This is a genomic window from Vibrio sp. 03_296, assembly GCF_002265885.1.
This window is the reverse complement of sequence record NZ_NPKW01000118.1, coordinates 60121-79923: the sequence shown is the minus strand read 5'-3', so window position 1 is coordinate 79923 and position 19803 is coordinate 60121. Positions and strand designations below refer to the sequence as shown.

The window sequence follows — 19803 nt, the reverse complement described above, 5'->3', positions numbered from 1 at the left end:
TAGAGTTACGATGGCGTTTTTTCAGGACATCAATCGCAAAATTCGTGTCAGAGACTTTTCCTCATAGCGCGTAAAATCTGTCTATTCTTATTAGTGATAATTAAAATAATTAGAGTGGTCGCTATGATGATTTTGAGCCGTTTTTTTGCGTTTCTGCGCTCAGCACTGTTTGTGCTGGCTTTATTCCCATCCTTCCCTATTTTGGCCGACACTGGCGCGCAAGAAATCGACTATCTGCCCATGACGGTCGGACTTTTAGGCGGGCTGGCGATTTTCCTCTACGGCATGGAAAAAATGTCGGATGCGCTCAAACGTGCCGCAGGCAATAAGATGAAACAGTGGCTGGCTAAACTGACCACCAACCGCGTTGCAGGGGTACTGACGGGCACGGGCATTACGGCGATCATTCAATCCTCGTCGGTGACTACGGTGCTGCTGGTCGGTTTTATTTCTGCCGGATTAATGTCGCTACCGCAAGCGGTTGGGGTCATCATGGGGGCCAACATCGGCGCCACGGTCACCGCGCAAATCATTGCCTTCAAAGTCACTAAGGCGGCGTTAGTGATGGTCGCAATTGGTTTTATGATGTTTTTCACTTCGAAAAAGGAAACCACCCAACACTACGGCAACATGTTGTTTGGCCTCGGTTTGATCTTTCTTGGGATGAACTTGATGAGCGAAGCGATGGCGCCGCTGCGAAGCTATCAACCCTTTATTGATTTGATGGCGCACATGGATAACTTGTTGCTGGCAATCCTTATTGCCGCTGCCTTTACGGCTTTGGTCCAATCCTCATCTGCCACCACAGGGATTGTGATTGTGCTTGCTGGCCAAGGTTTTATTCCACTCGATACTGGGATTGCACTGGCAATGGGGGCCAATATCGGTACTTGCGTCACTGCCGTGTTGGCTTCGATTGGAAAACCAAGAGAAGCGGTACAAGCGGCGACCATCCACATTATTTTTAATGTCATGGGTGTGGTTATTTGGCTGCCACTCATCGGGATATTAAGTGAACTTGCGATGTTTATCTCACCCCTGCATCCTGAGCTCGTGGGTGCTGAGCGAATGGCCGCCGAGTTACCTCGCCAGATCGCCAATGCCAACACTCTGTTTAATGTGTTAAACACCTTGATCATGCTTCCGTTTGCCAGCGTGTTTGTATGGCTGGTTCGAAAACTCTTGCCCCATACGTCAACAGAAAAAAGCGAAGCCTCCATTCAAACCAAGTACATCAACGATGCCTTTTTGCCAACGCCCGATATCGCGTTAGATCAAGCGCAACTCGAGCTCGGCCGAGTTGGCAGAAGGGTGTGTAATATGCTCAACATGCTGCCCCCTCTCGCGCCAGAATGTAAAGATGCCAACGAAACAAGCTTAGTTCGTGAAAGCCTTAACCAGATCGAATTGATTGAAGAAGAAGTTGATCAACTGCACAGCACCATTCTGTCTTATTTGGGTCGCTTGCGCCGCGAGCCGCTCTCCGATGCGCAAAGCGCGCGACAAATCAAACTGATCAGCATCACCGATCAATTGGAAAGCATCGCTGATTTGGTGGTGAACTCCTTACTCCCTTTGGCTTACAAGGCGCTCAACGACGATATTGTGGTCAGCCCACAAATGCGCACCACCTTGGATACGGTGCAAGACAAAGTGAACCGAACCTTGCTCGATTGCGTCAATGCGATTCGCCGCGATGACCCCGCCACCGCTCAGCTAGTCTTGAATGCCAAACGCGAGCTGAACTCGCTGATTGATGCGGTGTTGGCGCACCAAGCGCAACGTTTATCGGAAGAACAGCCCAACCGCCTGCGGATTTTCCGTTATGAAATGGAATGGGTGGAAACACTCAAACGCATTTATACCCTTACTAAGCGCATTTCTAAGCTGCAATTGCGTCAGCGTGATATTTCAACCCCGACGCAAGGTTAGCCTCACAGTTTTGTGTTTGCTCCAAAGGGAATTTGGCCGGAAGGACAACGGCTCCACGAAACTCGACTAAACTTTAAGCACAAGAGTGCATATTGGTAATGCAACGTTAGTGTTAAAGCACGTCAGCAGTCTAGGAGTCGACAATGGAAGCGATCAAACCTGCAATGCATGAACCGTTTTGCGTGGATCTCAAACACGCGTTGATCTGGGTGGCACGTGCCTTAGATTATGTCGGTATGGACGATCTTCACCACAACCATAGAGTCGCTTACACCGCGTATGAGTGTGCAAAACTGCTTGGTTGGGAGAAAAAGAAACAAGAATTCAGCTTCTTAGCGGGCTTAATTCACGACTGTGGCGTCTCCCAGACGGCGGAACATTCGCATCTCATCAGCGACATGATCCCCAGCGAAAGCGAGCAGCACTGCCGAGTGGGTTTTCAAGCCCTCGAACAATGCGATATGCTGGCGCAGTTTGCCAACATCATTCTCTATCACCATACCGATTGGCTCCATTTGCAGCACGCGCCAATCAGCCCCTATGAGAAAGATGTCGCCGCGCTCATTTACTTAGCCGACCGGCTAGACTTCTTGCGAGCCAAATACTTAAGTCATACCCAACCAGATCTCATCACCTTGTACAAAAAGGCGATCAGTGAGGAACTGTATTTTTACCGTGGCACACTCTTCTGCCCGACCTTTGTTGACGCGTTGGTCACACTGATCCACCGAGATGGTTTTTGGTTTGCGATGGACTCAACCCATATCGAAACCGTCCCGTTCTCTTTTAGCCAATTGAAATGGTTACATCAAGATCTGTCGATTTCCGCTCTGATTCAACTGGGCCGTTTTATTGCTGGCATCGTCGATGCGAAAAGCCCGTTTACGTACCAACACTCCTTAAAAGTGGCCGAGTTAAGTGAGTACTTAGCCCTGCAAATGGGCCTTCCCAAATCCACCAGCAAGCTGATTTACGTTGCAGGTTTGGTGCACGACATTGGCAAGTTGAGAACGCCCGATAGCATCTTGCACAAAGAAGGGCCACTGAGTGAGATCGAATACATCCACATTAAGCGTCATACCGTTGATACCGCCGTCGCACTCAATATGATTTTCCCTCATTCCAATATCGCCCAGTGGGCGGCCAATCATCATGAAAGGCTCGATGGCAGTGGCTACCCGTACAACAAAACCGCTGAGCAACTTGATTTACCATCACGCATCATTGCGATTGCCGATGTTTTCCAAGCCCTGTCGCAAAACCGTCCCTATCGAAGCAAGTTGTCGCCACAAGAGATCACCGACATCATGTGGCCAATGGTGGAACAAAACCAGTTGGATGGCGATGTGTACGCAAAACTCGAGCAGAACTTAAACCACTGCTATGCCATGAGTACGGCGCTGTCGTTGAAGGTCTCTGAGGGAGAAACATCGGTTGATGAAGCGAGCTCACTCGTATATTCGCAATAAACATGCATCGAAGAAGAGCCATAAAAACGTCATAACAAAATCGATAAAAGAAAACCGATAAAAAAGCCCCTCCAATCTAGGAGAGGCTTATTGCTGTTGACTGCTCTCACCAATTCAATGATGAGAAAGACAGAGCGTTAAGGTTGCGTTGCGAGTGCTTGGTCGATGTCACTGGCGCTGTGGCGCTCTTCCACCATCTCCCACGATTCGCCCCAGGTTTTATTGACGATACGGCCACGTTTTACTGCGTCACGTTGTTCAATGTCGTTCGCCCAACGCACCACGTTCTGGTAGCTCGCCACGTCTAAAAACTCAGCCGCATTGTACAGTTTGCCCAGCACAAGGTTGCCATACCAAGGCCAAACCGCAATGTCAGCAATCGAATATTCATCACCACCGAGATAACGATGTTTCGCCAATTGCTTATCCAGCACGTCTAATTGACGCTTGGCTTCCATGGTGAAGCGGTTAATCGGGTATTCAAACTTCTCTGGCGCATAAGCGTAGAAATGGCCAAAACCGCCCCCCAGATAAGGCGCTGAACCTTGCAGCCAGAATAGCCAGTTCATGACTTGAGTACGCGCCGCTAAATCTGTAGGCAACAACTTGCCAAACTTCTCGGCGAGATAAACCAGAATATGGCCCGATTCAAACACATTAATTGGCTCAGCTGCGGAGCGGTCAACCAAGGCGGGAATTTTTGAGTTGGGATTCACCGCGACAAAGCCTGACGAAAACTGATCCGCATCGCCAATCTTGATGATGTGCGCATCGTATTCGGCTTCTTTCACGCCAAGAGCCAACAACTCCTCCAGCATGATGGTCACTTTCTGACCATTGGGTGTACCCATAGAGTAAAGCTGGAGTGGGTGTGAGCCAACTGGCAGCTCGCGTTCAAATCTCGCACCCGAATCTGGACGGTTGATGCTCGCCCACTGACCGCCGTTTTCTTCATTCATGGTCCAGACTGCTGGAGGAGTATAGGTATTTGCCATGATGTGTCCTTTTTTGGTTTGGAGGTAATTACCTGTTTAATATCAGTCCTTAGACCTCAAATTAAAAGGAATACTTTCCAACGAAACTCGTCTTAACTAGAACGATCGGTTATATATCTTTTCTGAGCTCACTACCCGCCTCAATCACGCCTTTTATAACCCCATCAGGATGTACTTACTTTCCATGTAATCATCCATGCCAAGGAATGAACCTTCTCTCCCTAAGCCCGATTCTTTCACGCCACCAAACGGCGCAACCGTGGTGGAAATCAATCCTTCATTGACACCGACAATGCCCGCTTCAAGCGCTTCCGACACGCGCCAAGCTCGTGAGAGTGATTGTGTATAGAAGTACGCGGCAAGGCCAAAATCGGTGTTGTTGGCACGCTCCAGCACTTCCTCTTCGCTATCAAAGACAAACAGTGGCGCCATTGGGCCAAAGGTTTCTTCCTGCGCCACCAGCATCTCATCCGTCACGCCACTGAGCACCAAAGGCTGCACAAGTCGACTGCCTGCCGTGGGTAGTTGACCACATTCAATTTGCGCCCCTTTGCTTTGGGCGTCTTCGACGTGTTGCACCACCTTAGCGACTGCGGCATCGTTGATTAACGGGCCAATATTGACACCTTGCTCAAAGCCGTTGCCCACTTTAAGCGCCGAGACTTTCGCCACCAGTTTTTGACAAAATTCAGAATAAACCGAGCGCTGAACATAAAGGCGGTTTGCACAGACGCAAGTTTGCCCAGCATTGCGGAATTTGGCGATCATTGCCCCTTCAACGGCGGCATCCAAATCGGCATCTTCAAAGACGATAAACGGGGCATTGCCACCCAGTTCAAGCGAGAGCTTTTTGATGTTGTCTGCCGATTGACGCATCAGCAGTTTTCCTACCGGCGTTGAGCCCGTGAACGATAATTTACGAACGCGCTTGTTACTCGTTAGTTCGCCACCAATCGCGACCGCATCGCCGGTGATCACGTTAAATACCCCAGCAGGAAAACCCGCTTTTTCTGCCAGCACAGCCAGTGCAAGTGCGGTGAAAGGTGTATCCGGCGCGGGTTTTAAAATCACCGGGCAACCCGCCGCAAACGCTGGGCCGCATTTGCGGGTGATCATCGCCGCGGGGAAGTTCCAAGGCGTAATCGCAGCCACCACGCCGATCGGCTCTTTGGTCACCAAAATCTTGGCGTTTGCTTTATGGCTCGGCACGAGCGTCCCATAGGCTCTGCGTGCCTCTTCAGCAAACCATTCAATAAAACTGGCGGCATAAAGCACTTCTCCCTTCGCTTCTGCCAATGGCTTACCTTGTTCCAACGTCATGATGTGGGCCAACTCATCGCAGTGTTCGAGGATCAACTGATGCCAACGATGCAGTAGATTGGCCCGTTCTTGTGCCGTGAGTGCTTTAAACTGCTGAAACGCTTTGTCTGCACCCGCGATCACTTCTTGGGTCTCCTTTTCCCCCATATTCGGCACCGTACCAATCACTTCATCGTTAAAAGGATTGGTAATGGTCATGGTTTGCGGCGCGCTGCGCCATTCACCGAGCAGATAACATTGCTGCCTGAATAATGAATTCATACTGGATTCCTATTGAGCGTGGGAATGCCGTACACCTGCACGGCACTCAGTGTCGATGCCCCAATTATAGAGGGCCTAAGCGAAGACACTATACGCCGAATCATCGTGATTCCTAGTGGTGCGAAAACGGGATGGCTGAGAAAAACGTTCTCCTGACAAAAACAGTGCTAATCTTTTAAAGTAAAACCCTTAGAAGCTCAAACTTGTAAGAGACTGATATGAATAGTGATAATTTGGACACCAACGTTATTGGCTGTGCACGCTGCCAAGCTCATGAATCCCTAAGTTTTGAATTCTCGATGGCCTTTCAACCGATTGTCGATATTGTGCGTAAGGAAGTGTTTGCTTACGAAGCGCTCGTTCGAGGCGTTAATGGTGAAAGCGCGTGGAGCATGTTGTCTAAAGTGTGTGATGAAAACCGATACCAATTTGACCAAGCTTGTAGAGTCAAAGCGATAGAATGGGCTGCGAAATTGAATTTAAAAACAAAGCTCAGTATCAACTTTCTTCCAAACGCCATCTATCAACCAGAAAGATGCATCCGAACCACACTCGAAGCCGCTAAACGGTTCAACTTTCCTGTCGAAAACATCATGTTTGAGTTTACTGAAGTCGAAAAATACGAAGATGCTAACCATGTAAGAAGAGTGGTCGAATATTACCAATCACTCGGATTCTTAACCGCGATTGATGATTTTGGCGCGGGCTACTCAGGGCTAAACCTGTTGAGCGATTTTCAAACCGACATTGTCAAGCTCGACATGCACTTGATTCGCAATATTCATCGCGATGATAAACGACAGCAAATTGTTCAACACTGCATTGCGATGTTGAAGGATTTGAACATCACCCCGTTAGTTGAAGGGGTAGAAAATGCAGAAGAGCTTGAGTGCTTGAGAGCAATGGGTATCTCTCTTGTTCAGGGTTATTTGATCAGTAAACCGGGATTTGAGTCGCTGCCACAACCCAACTTCAGTGCGTTTGAACGCTCTTTTTAAGATCCTCCCATCTCCATAGAGGAAGGGGAATGAAGCGCACTCTCACACTTATTCGATCAACAACATGCGATGTTGAACATCCATCACCATCGAGTACAAACTGAAAAGGAATGAAAAATGGCAGAAATTCCCATCCCCAAATCCCTACATGAAGTCTTGGGAGAAAAACAATCCCTATTGGAGATCGTCTCCATCTTCGCTTTTGCTTTTGTAGGAAGTGCCGCAATTTATGGGGTCTTGTATCGCCCATCTTCGCCAGAGGTTACTTGGCAGGTGGCGATGGGCTTCATTCTCATCGTCGATGTACTTGCTGGTTGTGTTGCTAATTTTACGAGAGGCACCAACCTGTATTACGCCTCTCGACGCAGCAGCCGTTTCATGTTCATCGCCATCCATTTCCATGTTATTGCGATTGCTTGGCTGCTCGGAGAATCGATACTGTTGGCTTGGATGGTCTGGGTTTACACAATTACATCGGCTCTGGTGGTGAACTCACTCAACGGCCATCGTTTGCAACTGTTTGTCTCAGCCTGCTTGATGTGTTTTGGCTTATTACTGCTCCTGTTGCTGCCATTAGAGCCTTGGTTTTTAGCCTGTTCGCTGTTTTTTATGATTAAGGTTGTTTTTAGCTTTGCGGTGGATCACTACACCAAAATTGAATGAACTTCCTGCTCTAACACTAAGGCGCTGAAAAGTATTGTTTTTCAGCGCTGCATTTGTCTCTCTAATGATTAAATTTTGAATCTTCCCAGCAGGGTATCTAACTGTGCGCATTGCTCATCGAGTCCCTCACAGGCTTGTTGCACCTGCGCCACCATACTGACCATCTGTTTTGAACTGTCAGCAATGTTCTGCACATTCAGGTTTATGTCGGCGCTGACGGCACTTTGCTGAGTCGCTGCAGAGGCAATCTGACTGTTCATGTCGTTCATATGCACAATGGAAGCCCCTATTTGGCCTAATGAATCGGTCGCGTTGCTCGCTCGATGTAGCGTTTCTTCACGGCTATTGGCACTGCGTGACATCACCACGACCGCCTCCTGAGCGCCTTGCTGCAAGCGTTCTATCATCGCTTGTATTTCACCCGTACTGTCAGAAGTACGACTCGCCAGAGAGCGCACTTCATCCGCGACTACCGCAAAACCTCGCCCTTGCTCTCCCGCCCGCGCCGCTTCGATCGCCGCGTTGAGTGCCAACAGATTGGTTTGGTCGGCAATGCCACGAATCACATCAAGCACCGAAGCGATGTTACTTACCTGTAAGTCCAGTCGGTGAATCACTTGCGTCGCACTTTCAATTTCGTCCGACAAATGCTCGATCGATTCCACCGTTTGTTGCACCGTGTGCTGAGCTTGCTCTACCTGCTCACTCGCAAGGAAGCTCGACTGCGCCGCTTCACCTGCGCTATCACTCACGGATTGACTGGTCGCCTGCATTTCATTCACTGCAGCAGCCACGGTGTGGCTTTCTTGTTGCTGCCCATGAGAAAACTGGCTGATTTGCTGTGTCGATTGCAAAATCAAATGCATGTCACTGCGCACGCTTTGCGTTGCCGCCACCACCTCTCCAATGGTGTTGTGAATGCGGCTGGTAAATTGGTTAAAGGAGTGCGCGAGCTCGCCCAACTCATCGTGGCTGCTAATGTCGATACGGCGAGAAAGATCCCCTTCCCCCTCGGCAATATCGCGCATCGCCACCTGAATTTGACGCATCGGCTTCATCACAAAACGCTGAATCACCCAGTAGGCAAACGACACGCTGATCACCACCGCCGCCAGACCAATGAGGATCACGTTGTCGACAAAGTTCTGGCGTTCAACATATTGCTGATTGAGCAACATCAACTCATCATCAATGGCATTACTCAGGGTTTTGAGTTGAGCACGCATCAGCACAAACTCATCGTGAATGTTTTGCTGATTGTTGGCGTAATAATGCTCCGCTAAATCAGGCTGATTAAATATCGGTTCATACAATCCGATCCAACTCTGCGTTATTTTCACCAACCTATTAAGCTCCCCTTGCATTGCGCGAGGAATGAGCTGCGCATCAATTAATTGCTGTACTTTCTTCATTCGCGGAATGGCTTTGTAGGCATTTTCTTTAAACTCCCCGAGATGGTAGTTCTTTTCATCCTGCGATGAAGCCAGCAGCCAACCTTGCACCGCATTGCTTGACTGGTATAAGTCTCGATAGGCATCTTCTAAGCTCATCACCACCGGATACATACCGTTATTAATATCGTCGGCTATTTTGGCTTGTTTCTCGGATAAGGAATAATTAATAAATGAGACGACTAAAAACGTCAGTAAAATAATGCCAACGGGAATCGTCAGCTTGTGTTGAATTTTCATATCATTACCTAATTACTGTTTAGGCATATTGTCTGGAAAAGCCATTTTCCATTCTATGACTGATATAAAAGTTTAATTTCTGCTCAATTTATATTTGAGTCAGGAGTGACTCAAACTCATAAAATAAAGCGATACTGCTATGACACAACAGAAACGCTTGCGCTTTTGATCGCCTCTCACTATAAACAGGTATCCCCTTCGCTTAGGTATTCGCATGCATCTCGCCCTGTTTGATTTCGATGGCACCATCACTCATGAAGATATGTTTTCGCTCTTTTTGAAACACTCTGCGTCTCCCAAGCGAAAATGGCTAGGTCGGCTCGCGATCATGCCGTTTTATGCCCTGTACAAACTCAAGCTGTTGCCCGCACATGTGATGCGCCCGATTGCCAGTTGGGTGGCTTTTTGTGGCCGTAATGCCCACCAACTGCAACAACTGGGGGAGCATTTTGCAGCGGAGGTGATTCCTCATTACCTCCGAGTGGAAGCGATGGAAAAACTGGCGTGGCACCAAGCCAAAGGCGACCGTATTATCTTGGTTTCCGCCTCACTCGACCTTTACCTTGCGCCTTGGTGTAAAAACCAAGGTATTGAACTGCTTTGCAGCGAAATAAGAGTCCACCACGGCACGTTAACTGGCACCTACCTCAATGGCGATTGCAGCAAAACCCGCAAAGTCGCCAGAGTCAAAGCGCATTGCGATATCGACCAATTCCCGCGCATTTATGCCTATGGCGATACCGATGAAGATCGCCCAATGCTGGCTCTGGCAGACGAAGCGTATTTTCAATGGGAGAGAGTTGCGCCGGAGGGGTGATCGATGTCATTCGCTCTTAGCTCGCTCTCGCTAGCCATATCGGGCACAGCCTCTCCGCCCACCCCATTGTTGCGAAATGGAAACACTGTTTTTCCGCTGCTTGCCTTCAAAACACATTTCAAATACCTATAATTCACCACCTTAAAAATACACAAAACATATTCCGCGTTATCTGAATCTTCTGAATCGCTGAACAACTCAGTGCTAAGGGGTGTAACGCGTTTTTTCATTTTCATTGCATAAGAGTGTTTCCTATGAAGCGACATACTTTGGCCGCTTGCCTACTGCTGGCATCACCTATCGCTTTGGCTAAGCAAGGTTTTTACCTTGGTACCGACCAAAGCGTTTCGTTTTATTCCTATCAGAGTGACGATCTCGAGCAAGATTACCGCTACGATGTGAGCCCTAAAAAAGTGGGTGTTGGCATTGGTGCCACATTGGGTTATCAATTTATCGATTGGTTGGCACTGGAAGCGGGCGTATCGTATTGGTTGGCTAACCCTATCAACCAAACCGTGAGCTATTCCTACGGTGAAGGTCATCTGGAGAGAGCGATCATTTCTTTAGAAACCCAAAGCCTCAATCTCAATATTGGTCCTAAGTTTTCTTGGCGTGTGGCCAATAAGCTCAGCCTTTACGGAAAGCCAACACTGCACTACACCACCACAAGCACTGATTGGGACAAATACACGGCGTCTTATATTGACAACTCACTGATCCTGACGAGCAATGAGCGCAAAAAAACGCGCAATAGCACGGTACACAGTGGTATTGAAGTAGGTAGTGAATGGCATTTCACACCACGCTTTTCGATGACGCTCTCTTACCAATATCTGACGGATGCACTCAACGTCGATAGTCCTGAAATTGCGAAAGAGTTTGATCAGCAAGCCATCAAAATTGGCGTGTTGTTCGACATCTAACGATGTGGCCACAAGGAGGTGGCGTATTTGATACTTGATGCTACGAAAAAACTAAGAAATAAAAACGAAGAAGCAAAAAGGAGGCCGCAGCCTCCTCAGTGTTGAAGCATAACAATGCCTTAACGCCAAACGCCCCACTCGCCAGTCGTCCCCGGCTCTTCACCCGTAGTCCACCATTGCGCAGTCCATTCTCGGCCATTGTGGCTAACCACATCACCCGCGACATACACTTTATCTTTGCTCCAACCGTTGGTAGGTAACGTCGGAGGCGTGGTATCCGCTTTGATCAACGAAAGCGCGTAGCTAAAGTTCGCGCTAGGTGCATGCACTTGGTTAGCAAACAGATTGCTGCTGTCGTACATGTAGTGGTTCATCTCTTGGTGCCAAATGCCGATGTACCAATCTTTATTTTGTTGACCATTAAATTGCCCCGCCAGCTCCGCAGCCCAAGTGCCGGTGTTGTTGGCAGAAATAGCCAATGAGATGTCCACTAGCTCAGCACCAGTTGCGTCAAAGGTACGCAAGCGAACCGTATCACCGGATTCAACAGGGCCAAAACCTTGTGGTACGAAATAGCCAAGTACGCTGAGGTTGTTACCTGGTTCCGTTGGTGGATCGGTTGGGTCTGTAGGCGGCGTAGTGCCTCCACTTCTCAAGGTGATGTCACTGCAATTATAAAAACCTTCGCCAACCACATCAATGCGCTGCCAACGAGTGTAGAGAATGGCATCGCCACTGCGATCCGCCGGGAAGGTCACTTTCATGCGGTAGCGTTTTTGTTCATCCACCACGATGTCCCCAGCAGTATCAATCAAGTCGAGATCATCCCAGGTTAACGGCAATGACGCATCGTAGCTCGGCTTGGTTAAATAAAATTCCCAGTAAGATGGGTTGTGCGGCGCTTTACCAAAGAACACCAGTTCGATTTGATTGTTGGCATCTGGTGTGATTGACGTGCGCTGCCAATAGGGTGAAGGGATGTTTAACCCGGCTTTGGCGGAATCACCCGCAGAACAAAGCTCGCCATTTGGAACGATGGCTTTGACATGCGCCATATCGCGGTAATTTGGTACGTTCGCGGCAATTTCACTGCGTTGCACAAATGGGTAAGCGCCAGAGGCATCAAACGCCGCCTGACACGCTTGGTTTGGGATCTCGTTGGTCCAAAAACCGCCATCTTCATAACAGGTATTTTGTCTGGCACTTGGGTATTCAACCCAACCATGAGCCTGAACCTGAAAGGTGCTTAACGCGGCAAGAACACTGGCGCTAGCCAGCGAAAAAGAAAGTGCTTTTTTCATCCTATTTCCTTTTGTGATTGTCACTCCCTCTACGGCATACGGGAGAGTATACCCGTCCTACTTGATGTCACCGCGGCGTTGGCTACGCTCGCTCCCCCTATCACATAGCCATTCTATGCTCATAAGGATTCACTCACTAGCCGCCCACCTGCAACTCCCCGTAGTTTGGGTAACAGAACCTCTAATCCCGATCTTATTCGGGTGTAATAAAGCTAGCAGGATGTCTGTTTCATAGTGTGGATAGGGCAAATTGTCGGGTGTTTTTGTCGCGAGTTTGCTACCTGCTTTCCAGACGTTTTGTAGCACGGTGATCGGTGTAACAAACATTTTCGAGTCACTTCAAATTGAGTCTGCGAGGTTTATAGAGGATTCGTTGGCAAGCCGACGGATTTGATGCATAGTGCAAAGCGGTTTTTTAAGGAAGTTATCCATGCGCAAGATACTAGTCACCGGATTTGAAGCGTTTGGCGGCGAATCGCTCAATCCCTCCCTTGAACTGGTCAAGGTACTCACTCAGAAAGAGCGGACAAACATAGAAATCATTGGCTGCCAAGTGCCTGTTGTTCGTCATCAATCTATCTCGACCGTCATCGAGGCCATTGAACAACACGAGCCTGAGTTGGTGTTCATGATTGGCCAAGCTTCTGGCCGCGCAGCCATTACACCCGAGCGAGTGGCGATTAATCTGGATGACTATCGCATTGAAGACAATGCCGGTCATCAACCGGTGGACGAGCCGATCATAGCAACAGGCCCTGCGGCCTATTTTTCGACTTTGCCTGTGAAGGCGATCACCCATGCGCTGCAACAAGCGGGAATACCTTGCCAGCTCTCCCACAGTGCTGGCACATTTGTCTGCAACCATTTGTTCTATGGCATTCAACACTACTTGCAAGCGCGCCCCATTCGCAGTGGATTTATCCACATCCCTCTGTTGCCAGAGCAAGCTTCTGCTTCCAATCAACCAAGTATGAGTTTAGAGACATTGGCACGTGGCTTGGAAATGATGATCATGACCTGTCTTGAAACAGAACAAGACACCAAACTCACGGGCGGCACGATCTGTTAACGCAATAATGACAATGCAAAGGGAACAGAGTGAAATCAGTGCAGTCATATAGGCGTCTCCAAAGCAAAAGAGAATGACCCCTTTATGCATACACGCTTACTCGTTTTTGCACTACCGGTATTGGCTTCGTCGTTTACTATGGCAAACGAGGTTAACTATCACATTCGCGTCAGCCCAACCTCTGAGGATCAGTTGCGCTTTAGCGCCAATACTCGCAACTTGGGCAAATTTACGGTGGAACCGCCTCGCAGCCTGACATCAGCAATGCCACCAGCGCTTTCTTGCTTACAAGATGAACGCTTCACCTCCATTCAATATGGAACCGAGGTCGAGTGTGACAGAATTGAATGGCAAACCACGGCTGAGAAAGTGCCCGATCAAGGGTTTGAACCGTCGAATCAAAACGACAGCTACTCACCGCAACAGGGGTGGTATTTCGTCTCAGAATACGACACCTTGCCTCGTATCCCGCAGGCCGACATCACCTTAGTTTGCACGCCCGACCAACACTGCTATACCTTGCCCAACCCAACACTTCCGCCACTTTTTTTAGTTTGGGGCATGGATACCGCCCTAATCCCTATCTCTGGTCAGCACGTTCGTGTCCATGTCGAGGATGCCAAGATGATCGACGCGCAGCAACGCTGGCTGCCGACGATGCAGAAGCAGTTGTCCTATCTACACCGTGTTTTTCCTCAATCAAACATGGCGGGTTGGGAGTTGGCGTTCTTCAAACGCGACAAAAACGCTGGAAGTTTAGGTGGCGCGGCAGGCACTAACATGCTGCTAGTGAACAGCTTACTTGACCAAGGGGAACTGACCGATGAGTCGTTGCAGCTCTTGCTCAAAATTTCCGCGCACGAGTCGATTCACTATATGGATAAGAGGAAAAATTCTCTTTGGAAATCAGAAAGCTTGGCAGAGTACTACGCCCTCAAGTCTCTGATGAACACCGAGATCACTTTCGAGTCACCAGAGGCTCTGTGGCAACAATTTGCGCAGAAATACCCATTTGCTGATACAGGGCTATATGAGGCTGAGCACCAAGTGCTTGAGCAAGGTAACCGCCAATACTATCCACTGTTTTACTTCAAGGGCGCGGCGTTTTGGTACGCGCTGGATCAGGCTCTGCAAACCCACGGAGCTTCGCTGGATCAATGGCAGCAAATCGAGTTGGGACGTGAAGCCGAGTTCAACGCTAAGATCATCACCCAACTGCAAGCCATTATCGGCGAAGAGAAATGGCAAGCATTGGCTGAGAAATACCTCTAACGCTCATCTTTCGGCGAATCCATCACGACCATGGTGGTGATGGATTTTACCTGCTCGCACTCACCCAGCACATCGGCGTGAAACTTCTTATACGCGACGAGATCTTTGGTTTCTACCCGTAACAAATACTCATTGGCACCGGTAATGTTATGGCATTCGACGACTTCGTCAACGAAGCGGACGTGATCTTCAAACTCTTGCTGCGCTTTTTTGCTGTGCGATGCCAAACCAATCGACACGTAGGCAACAAAACCAATCCCCAATTGGTTGCTGTCCAATACCGCACGATACCCCTTGATAACCCCTTTTCGCTCTAGATCCTGCACGCGGCGCAAAGTGGCAGAAGGGGAAAGCCCAACTCTTTCTGACAACTCAACATTGGAAATTCGGCCATCTCGCTTGAGGGCGTGCAATATTTTTTCGTCAAATCTATCCATGGTGAAATTTTCTTGCGCACTGTTTGTTTGGTGAACAAATAAAAGCACAAAATTGCGATGATAACTACCTATGATTGTGTTGACCGGTCAGAAAACAATTATCAACGTGTAGGAGAGAAAAATGGAGCTGTCTCAGCTTAGCGCCTTGGCGCTGTTTGCCTTTGTATCAACGTTTACCCCCGGTCCCAACAACATTATGTTGATGACATCCGGCGCTAATGTCGGATTTGTTCGTACCATTCCTCACATGCTCGGTATTACGCTTGGCTTTGCGGTGATGGTGATGCTCATTGGTGTGGGTTTGATGGGGCTGTTTCACAGCTACCCACTCTCGCACCAAATTCTTAAGTACCTCAGTTTGAGCTATTTGGTTTATCTGGCGGCGAAGATTGCCTTCAGCGGCAAAGCCAGTGAGCGAAAAGATTTTAAGCCGATGAGTTTTTTGCAAGCGGCAAGTTTTCAGTGGGTGAACCCAAAAGGCTGGACCATGGCGCTGACGGCAGTCAGCGTTTACAGCACGGGGAGTCAATGGTGGGAATTGGCTTTGATCGCTGGGGTATTCATCTTGGCCAATCTGCCTTCGGTCAGCTTTTGGACCGCGGCTGGAACTCAGTTACAGCGCTGGCTCACCACGCATACCCGAGTAAGGAGCTTTAATATCAGCATGGCGTTGCTGCTACTGTTATCAACGTTACCAATGCTCAACTAGCCGTAGAAAGAGAGTGACAGAAAAACAAAGAGCCGAATCATCGGCTCTTTGTCGGTGTGACTTAACACGGTGAAGTTAGGCGTGAAGTTAGGCGCGAACCAACGCGCCCCACAGGTCGTATTCGTCAGCGTGCTCGATAAGCACGTCCACTAACTCACCCGCTTTGAGGCTGGTTTCACCGTTGAGGTAAACTAAACCATCGATTTCTGGGGCATCCGCGTAGGTGCGGCCAATCGCGCCTTCTTCGTCCACTTCATCGATGATCACTTTCATGGTGCTGCCAATGCGTTTTTGCAGCTTCGCTGCGCTGATTTCTTGTTGAACCAGCATGAAACGATCAAAACGCTCTTGCTTCACTTCTTCCGAAATCTGATCGTCAATGTCGTTTGCAGCCGCGCCTTCTACTGGCGAATATTTGAAACAGCCCACGCGATCCAATTGCGCTTCTTTTAGCCACTCTAGCAGCATCTCGAAATCTTCATCCGTCTCACCTGGGAAACCAACGATAAAGGTTGAGCGAATCACCAACTCAGGACAGATCTCACGCCATTTTTTAATTTGATCGAGCGTGCGTTCCGCACGGCCAGGGCGCTTCATCGCTTTGAGTACATTCGGGCTGGCGTGCTGGAATGGAATATCCAAGTAAGGCAGGATTTTTCCTTCCGCCATCAGCGGGATCAGATCATCAACGTGTGGATAGGGATAAACGTAATGCAAGCGCACCCAAATACCCATTTTGCCCAGCTCTTCACTCAGCGCTTTGATGTTTTGACGCACAGGTGAACCGTTAGCAAAACCAAGGCTGTGCTTGCTGTCCACACCGTAGGCACTGGTGTCTTGGCTGATCACCAATAGCTCTTTCACCCCTGCGTTTTTCAGGCGTTCGGCTTCACTGAGGATTTCTCCCACCGGGCGGCTGACCAAGTCACCACGCATCGACGGAATAATGCAGAAGGTACAACGGTGGTTGCAGCCTTCCGATATTTTTAGGTACGCATAGTGTTTTGGCGTCAGCTTCACGCCGTGATCAGGCACGAGGCTGGTAAACGGGTTGTGCTCTGGCTTTGGTGCAAACTGATGCACGTGCTCTAACACGTTTTCATACGCATGTGGACCCGTAATGCCTAAAACGCCCGGATGCACTTCGCGAATTTCATCTTCACGCGCGCCCAAGCAACCGGTCACGATCACTTTGCCGTTCTCTTTTAGCGCTTCGCCAATGGTGTCGAGCGACTCTTGAACCGCACTATCAATAAAGCCACAAGTGTTGACGATCACCACGTCCGAATCGTGGTAGCTGTTAACGATTTCATAGCCTTCGGTACGAAGTTGCGTCAGGATTCGTTCAGAATCAACGAGGTTTTTGGGACAACCTAATGAGACGAAGCCGATTTTGTTGCCGCCGCTTGGCGTTAACTCTTGGCTCTGTTGCTCGATGGTTTTTTTGGCCGTATCCAACGTCGTGGTTTGGTTTGGCGTAAACGTTTGAACTGTCATTACTTGCTTTGCTTCCAGTGTTGATTGGTGCCAGTCATCAGTGATCGAATCGCCACTGTTTGCTGGTGAAAAATCGATAGCTAAAAGGCTTCTGTTACTTGTTAAAAGCCGCTTAGGTATCGCGAGCGCGAATTATAACTGAGGATAAAAAAATGCATAGATCCTGCAATGTATTTTTGAGCAAAAAACAAACAAAAAAAGGGAGGTATTTAACCTCCCTTACCGTTCATTCCAGAAGGAACAAATCGTTAACTAAGTTTGTAGAACAGGGTCGACAAGGGTGGTAGGCGCAACACAATTGACTGAGCCAAATCTTCACTGACCACCGCTTCGCTCTTGGCCTCCACCACAACCTCGTAGCCACTGCCCGCGTATTTGCTGTCGTCGGTGTTGAGCAGCAATTGGTAGCGGCCTTTGTTTGGCACACCTAAGCGGAATTCATCACGTGGCACTGGGGTAAAGTTACTCACCACCAAGATGCGCTCGCCTGCTTCACTGATACGCTCGTGCGCAATAATGCTCTGCTCGGCGGCATCTTGTAAACGCCACTCAAAACCGGCTGGAATGCAATCTTGATCGTGCAACGCCGCTTGGTTGCGATACAAGTGGTTGAGGTCACGCGTCAAGGCTTGCACGCCTTGATGACGGGGGAAATCAAGCAAGAACCATTGCAGTTGGTCATCGTGATTCCACTCCGCCGTTTGGCCGATCTCTGCGCCCATAAAGTTGAGTTTTTTGCCCGGTTGACCATACATGTAACCAAAATACGCACGTAAGTTGGCGGTTTGCTGCCACTCATCACCTGGCATCTTGTTGTGAATAGAACCTTTGCCGTACACCACTTCATCGTGGGAAAGCGACAAGACGTAGTTCTCACTGTGAGCGTAAACGAGCGGGAACGTGAGGGTATTGTGGTGGTATTTGCGATGAACAGGCTCTTCTTTGATATAAGAAAGGCTATCGTGCATCCACCCCATATTCCACTTAAAGCCAAAGCCCAAACCACCCATAAAGGTTGGTGCGGACACGCCTGGGAAAGCGGTCGACTCTTCCGCTATCGTCATCGCATTCGGGAAGTATTTGTACACTTCCTCATTCATCCATTTTAGTGTGGCAATCGCATCGTAGTTTTCGTTGCCGCCATCCATGTTCGGGATCCACTGGCCATGGCTGCGTGAATAATCGAGATACAGCATCGACGCTACCGCGTCCACCCGAATGCCATCGATATGGAACTGCTCAAACCAATACAGTGCGTTAGAAACCAAGAAACGGCGTACTTGCTCGCGGCCAAGATCGTAGATAAACGAGTTCCAGTCTTGGTGCCAACCACGGCGTGGGTCTGGGTCGTGGAACAGTGGTGTACCATCAAAATTGGCCAAGCCGTGATCGTCAGATGGGAAGTGCGCAGGCACCCAATCCAGTACCACACCAATGCCAGCTTGGTGACAGGCATCGACGAAGAATTTGAAATCATCGGGTGATCCATAGCGGCTGGTTGGCGCAAAGAGACCCACAGGCTGATAACCCCAAGAGCCGTAGAACGGGTGCTCAGAGACAGGCATCAGCTCAACATGGGTGTAGCCCATATCCACTAAATATGGCACCAACTCGGCGGCCAGTTCGCGATAATTCAGGAACTCACCTTGCTCGTTGCGCTTCCAAGAACCGGCATGCAACTCGTAGAAAGAGAGCGCTTCTTTGCGTTTCTCGGTCACTGGGCGAGTTTGCCATTGGTCATCTTGCCACTGGTAGCGGGCGTGATCGTACGTGACGGAAGCAAAAGACGGGTATTGCTCTGCATAAAAACCCCAAGGATCGGCTTTGTGTGGTAAGCCTTCCCCCTTAGGCCCTTTCATTTCGAATTTGTAGCTCACCCCTTCGGTTAAACCCGGAATAAACAAGCCCCAAATGCCGTAATCAAGGCGCTGCATTGGATGACGTCGGCCATCCCAATCATTGAAACAGCCCACAAGACTCACTGCGGTTGCATGCGGTGCGTACACCAAGAAACGGATACCTGAGATTGATTTGCCATCTCGCTCAAGCGTCATGAACTGTGAGCCCATGTGTTGATACATGGTTTTCGGAGTGTGGAGATCGTCATACTCGGCGTAGATACCGTGGTATTGGTATGGGTCATCGACAAGTTGTTCGACGCCATTCCAATCGATCGCCAATTGATAATGGGTAAGATGCAGATTGAGATCGGCTTTGAGAATGAAGGCGCTCTCTTTTTCTCGCTCAAGCGCAATACGTGGCTGGCCTTCTAATACCAATGCCACCCCCGTTGCACCCGGCATCCAGACTCGCAGTGCCCCTTGTGTTGGGTCAATAAATGGACCTAAAAATGCAAACGGTTCTGAACAAGCGGCTTGAGACAGTTTCTCAAACATCTGATTCACTTTACTTTTTACTAATTTTTTCAAACCTTTTTTCCCTCGCCAAA

At 49.1% G+C, this 19803-nt stretch carries 16 protein-coding genes; 9 read left to right on the top strand and 7 right to left on the bottom strand.

Translation table 11 applies throughout. The features are described 5' to 3' along the window. The first annotated feature begins 123 nt into the window (after positions 1–123). Together CIK04_RS14485 and CIK04_RS14480 are read left to right on the top strand one after the other, a co-directional pair. On the top strand, positions 124–1932 hold the full coding sequence (locus CIK04_RS14485; protein WP_097352479.1) for a Na/Pi cotransporter family protein: 1809 nt from the start codon (positions 124–126) through the stop codon (positions 1930–1932). A gap of 143 nt (positions 1933–2075) precedes the next feature. Next, on the top strand, positions 2076–3401 hold the full coding sequence (locus tag CIK04_RS14480) for an HD-GYP domain-containing protein (protein WP_046029616.1): 1326 nt from the start codon (positions 2076–2078) through the stop codon (positions 3399–3401). 137 nt (positions 3402–3538) lie between these two features. On the opposite strand, the gene yghU is transcribed toward CIK04_RS14480, so the two are convergent. Both yghU and CIK04_RS14470 read right to left on the bottom strand, forming a co-directional pair. Beyond that, the gene (gene yghU / locus CIK04_RS14475; RefSeq protein WP_094867307.1) at positions 3539–4396 is read right to left on the bottom strand and encodes a glutathione-dependent disulfide-bond oxidoreductase; all 858 of its coding nucleotides are present in this window, start codon (positions 4394–4396) and stop codon (positions 3539–3541) included. 153 nt (positions 4397–4549) lie between these two features. After that, complete coding sequence (locus CIK04_RS14470) at positions 4550–5977, bottom strand: NAD-dependent succinate-semialdehyde dehydrogenase (protein ID WP_097352478.1); 1428 nt, start codon at positions 5975–5977, stop codon at positions 4550–4552. A gap of 218 nt (positions 5978–6195) precedes the next feature. Between CIK04_RS14470 and CIK04_RS14465 the strand changes: the two genes are divergently transcribed. Both CIK04_RS14465 and CIK04_RS14460 read left to right on the top strand, forming a co-directional pair. Next, the gene (locus CIK04_RS14465) at positions 6196–6975 is read left to right on the top strand and encodes an EAL domain-containing protein (protein ID WP_097352477.1); all 780 of its coding nucleotides are present in this window, start codon (positions 6196–6198) and stop codon (positions 6973–6975) included. A 117-nt stretch (positions 6976–7092) separates the two neighbouring features. Further along, a complete protein-coding gene (locus tag CIK04_RS14460; protein WP_039547932.1) occupies positions 7093–7638 on the top strand; it encodes a hypothetical protein in 546 nt (181 codons plus the stop codon). 68 nt (positions 7639–7706) lie between these two features. Here CIK04_RS14460 and CIK04_RS14455 read toward each other — a convergent pair whose 3' ends face one another. Then, a complete protein-coding gene (locus CIK04_RS14455; protein ID WP_097352476.1) occupies positions 7707–9329 on the bottom strand; it encodes a methyl-accepting chemotaxis protein in 1623 nt (540 codons plus the stop codon). 214 nt (positions 9330–9543) lie between these two features. On the opposite strand from CIK04_RS14455, the gene CIK04_RS14450 reads away from it, so the two are divergent. Together CIK04_RS14450 and CIK04_RS14445 are read left to right on the top strand one after the other, a co-directional pair. After that, on the top strand, positions 9544–10146 hold the full coding sequence (locus tag CIK04_RS14450; RefSeq protein WP_097352475.1) for an HAD family hydrolase: 603 nt from the start codon (positions 9544–9546) through the stop codon (positions 10144–10146). A 254-nt stretch (positions 10147–10400) separates the two neighbouring features. Then, positions 10401–11069, top strand: a complete 669-nt coding sequence (locus CIK04_RS14445) for a porin family protein (protein ID WP_097352473.1) — start codon at positions 10401–10403, stop codon at positions 11067–11069. Between the two features lie 119 nt (positions 11070–11188). Here CIK04_RS14445 and CIK04_RS14440 read toward each other — a convergent pair whose 3' ends face one another. Next, positions 11189–12370: a lytic polysaccharide monooxygenase gene (locus CIK04_RS14440; protein WP_097352472.1), complete on the bottom strand. Its 1182-nt coding sequence runs from the start codon at positions 12368–12370 to the stop codon at positions 11189–11191. A gap of 430 nt (positions 12371–12800) precedes the next feature. Between CIK04_RS14440 and pcp the strand changes: the two genes are divergently transcribed. Together pcp and CIK04_RS14430 are read left to right on the top strand one after the other, a co-directional pair. Further along, on the top strand, positions 12801–13439 hold the full coding sequence (pcp, locus tag CIK04_RS14435) for a pyroglutamyl-peptidase I (protein WP_097352471.1): 639 nt from the start codon (positions 12801–12803) through the stop codon (positions 13437–13439). 84 nt (positions 13440–13523) lie between these two features. Further along, positions 13524–14711, top strand: coding sequence for a hypothetical protein (locus CIK04_RS14430; RefSeq protein ID WP_097352470.1), 1188 nt, complete (start codon positions 13524–13526; stop codon positions 14709–14711). Here CIK04_RS14430 and CIK04_RS14425 read toward each other — a convergent pair. After that, the gene (locus CIK04_RS14425; RefSeq protein WP_026050595.1) at positions 14708–15148 is read right to left on the bottom strand and encodes an Lrp/AsnC family transcriptional regulator; all 441 of its coding nucleotides are present in this window, start codon (positions 15146–15148) and stop codon (positions 14708–14710) included. The two genes, CIK04_RS14430 and CIK04_RS14425, sit on opposite strands and share 4 nt — an antisense overlap. Positions 15149–15269: 121 nt before the next feature. On the opposite strand from CIK04_RS14425, the gene CIK04_RS14420 reads away from it, so the two are divergent. Next, the gene (locus tag CIK04_RS14420) at positions 15270–15857 is read left to right on the top strand and encodes a LysE family translocator (RefSeq protein ID WP_017791431.1); all 588 of its coding nucleotides are present in this window, start codon (positions 15270–15272) and stop codon (positions 15855–15857) included. A gap of 87 nt (positions 15858–15944) precedes the next feature. Here the strand turns inward: CIK04_RS14420 and rimO are convergent, their stop codons facing one another. Together rimO and glgB are read right to left on the bottom strand one after the other, a co-directional pair. After that, a complete protein-coding gene (rimO, locus tag CIK04_RS14415) occupies positions 15945–17354 on the bottom strand; it encodes a 30S ribosomal protein S12 methylthiotransferase RimO (RefSeq protein WP_045609994.1) in 1410 nt (469 codons plus the stop codon). Positions 17355–17602: 248 nt separating this feature from the next. Further along, positions 17603–19750: a 1,4-alpha-glucan branching protein GlgB gene (glgB, locus tag CIK04_RS14410; RefSeq protein ID WP_225459738.1), complete on the bottom strand. Its 2148-nt coding sequence runs from the start codon at positions 19748–19750 to the stop codon at positions 17603–17605. Positions 19751–19803 lie beyond the last annotated feature (53 nt).

What these genes read in the sequence shown, in the direction of transcription:
- CIK04_RS14485 (WP_097352479.1), top strand. Translation starts at nt 124, where the DNA reads ATGATGATTTTGAGCCGTTTTTTTGCGTTTCTGCGCTCAGCACTGTTT.
- CIK04_RS14480 (WP_046029616.1), top strand. Translation starts at nt 2,076, where the DNA reads ATGGAAGCGATCAAACCTGCAATGCATGAACCGTTTTGCGTGGATCTC.
- yghU (WP_094867307.1), bottom strand. Translation starts at nt 4,396, where the DNA reads ATGGCAAATACCTATACTCCTCCAGCAGTCTGGACCATGAATGAAGAA.
- CIK04_RS14470 (WP_097352478.1), bottom strand. Translation starts at nt 5,977, where the DNA reads ATGAATTCATTATTCAGGCAGCAATGTTATCTGCTCGGTGAATGGCGC.
- CIK04_RS14465 (WP_097352477.1), top strand. Translation starts at nt 6,196, where the DNA reads ATGAATAGTGATAATTTGGACACCAACGTTATTGGCTGTGCACGCTGC.
- CIK04_RS14460 (WP_039547932.1), top strand. Translation starts at nt 7,093, where the DNA reads ATGGCAGAAATTCCCATCCCCAAATCCCTACATGAAGTCTTGGGAGAA.
- CIK04_RS14455 (WP_097352476.1), bottom strand. Translation starts at nt 9,329, where the DNA reads ATGAAAATTCAACACAAGCTGACGATTCCCGTTGGCATTATTTTACTG.
- CIK04_RS14450 (WP_097352475.1), top strand. Translation starts at nt 9,544, where the DNA reads ATGCATCTCGCCCTGTTTGATTTCGATGGCACCATCACTCATGAAGAT.
- CIK04_RS14445 (WP_097352473.1), top strand. Translation starts at nt 10,401, where the DNA reads ATGAAGCGACATACTTTGGCCGCTTGCCTACTGCTGGCATCACCTATC.
- CIK04_RS14440 (WP_097352472.1), bottom strand. Translation starts at nt 12,370, where the DNA reads ATGAAAAAAGCACTTTCTTTTTCGCTGGCTAGCGCCAGTGTTCTTGCC.
- pcp (WP_097352471.1), top strand. Translation starts at nt 12,801, where the DNA reads ATGCGCAAGATACTAGTCACCGGATTTGAAGCGTTTGGCGGCGAATCG.
- CIK04_RS14430 (WP_097352470.1), top strand. Translation starts at nt 13,524, where the DNA reads ATGCATACACGCTTACTCGTTTTTGCACTACCGGTATTGGCTTCGTCG.
- CIK04_RS14425 (WP_026050595.1), bottom strand. Translation starts at nt 15,148, where the DNA reads ATGGATAGATTTGACGAAAAAATATTGCACGCCCTCAAGCGAGATGGC.
- CIK04_RS14420 (WP_017791431.1), top strand. Translation starts at nt 15,270, where the DNA reads ATGGAGCTGTCTCAGCTTAGCGCCTTGGCGCTGTTTGCCTTTGTATCA.
- rimO (WP_045609994.1), bottom strand. Translation starts at nt 17,354, where the DNA reads ATGACAGTTCAAACGTTTACGCCAAACCAAACCACGACGTTGGATACG.
- glgB (WP_225459738.1), bottom strand. Translation starts at nt 19,750, where the DNA reads ATGTTTGAGAAACTGTCTCAAGCCGCTTGTTCAGAACCGTTTGCATTT.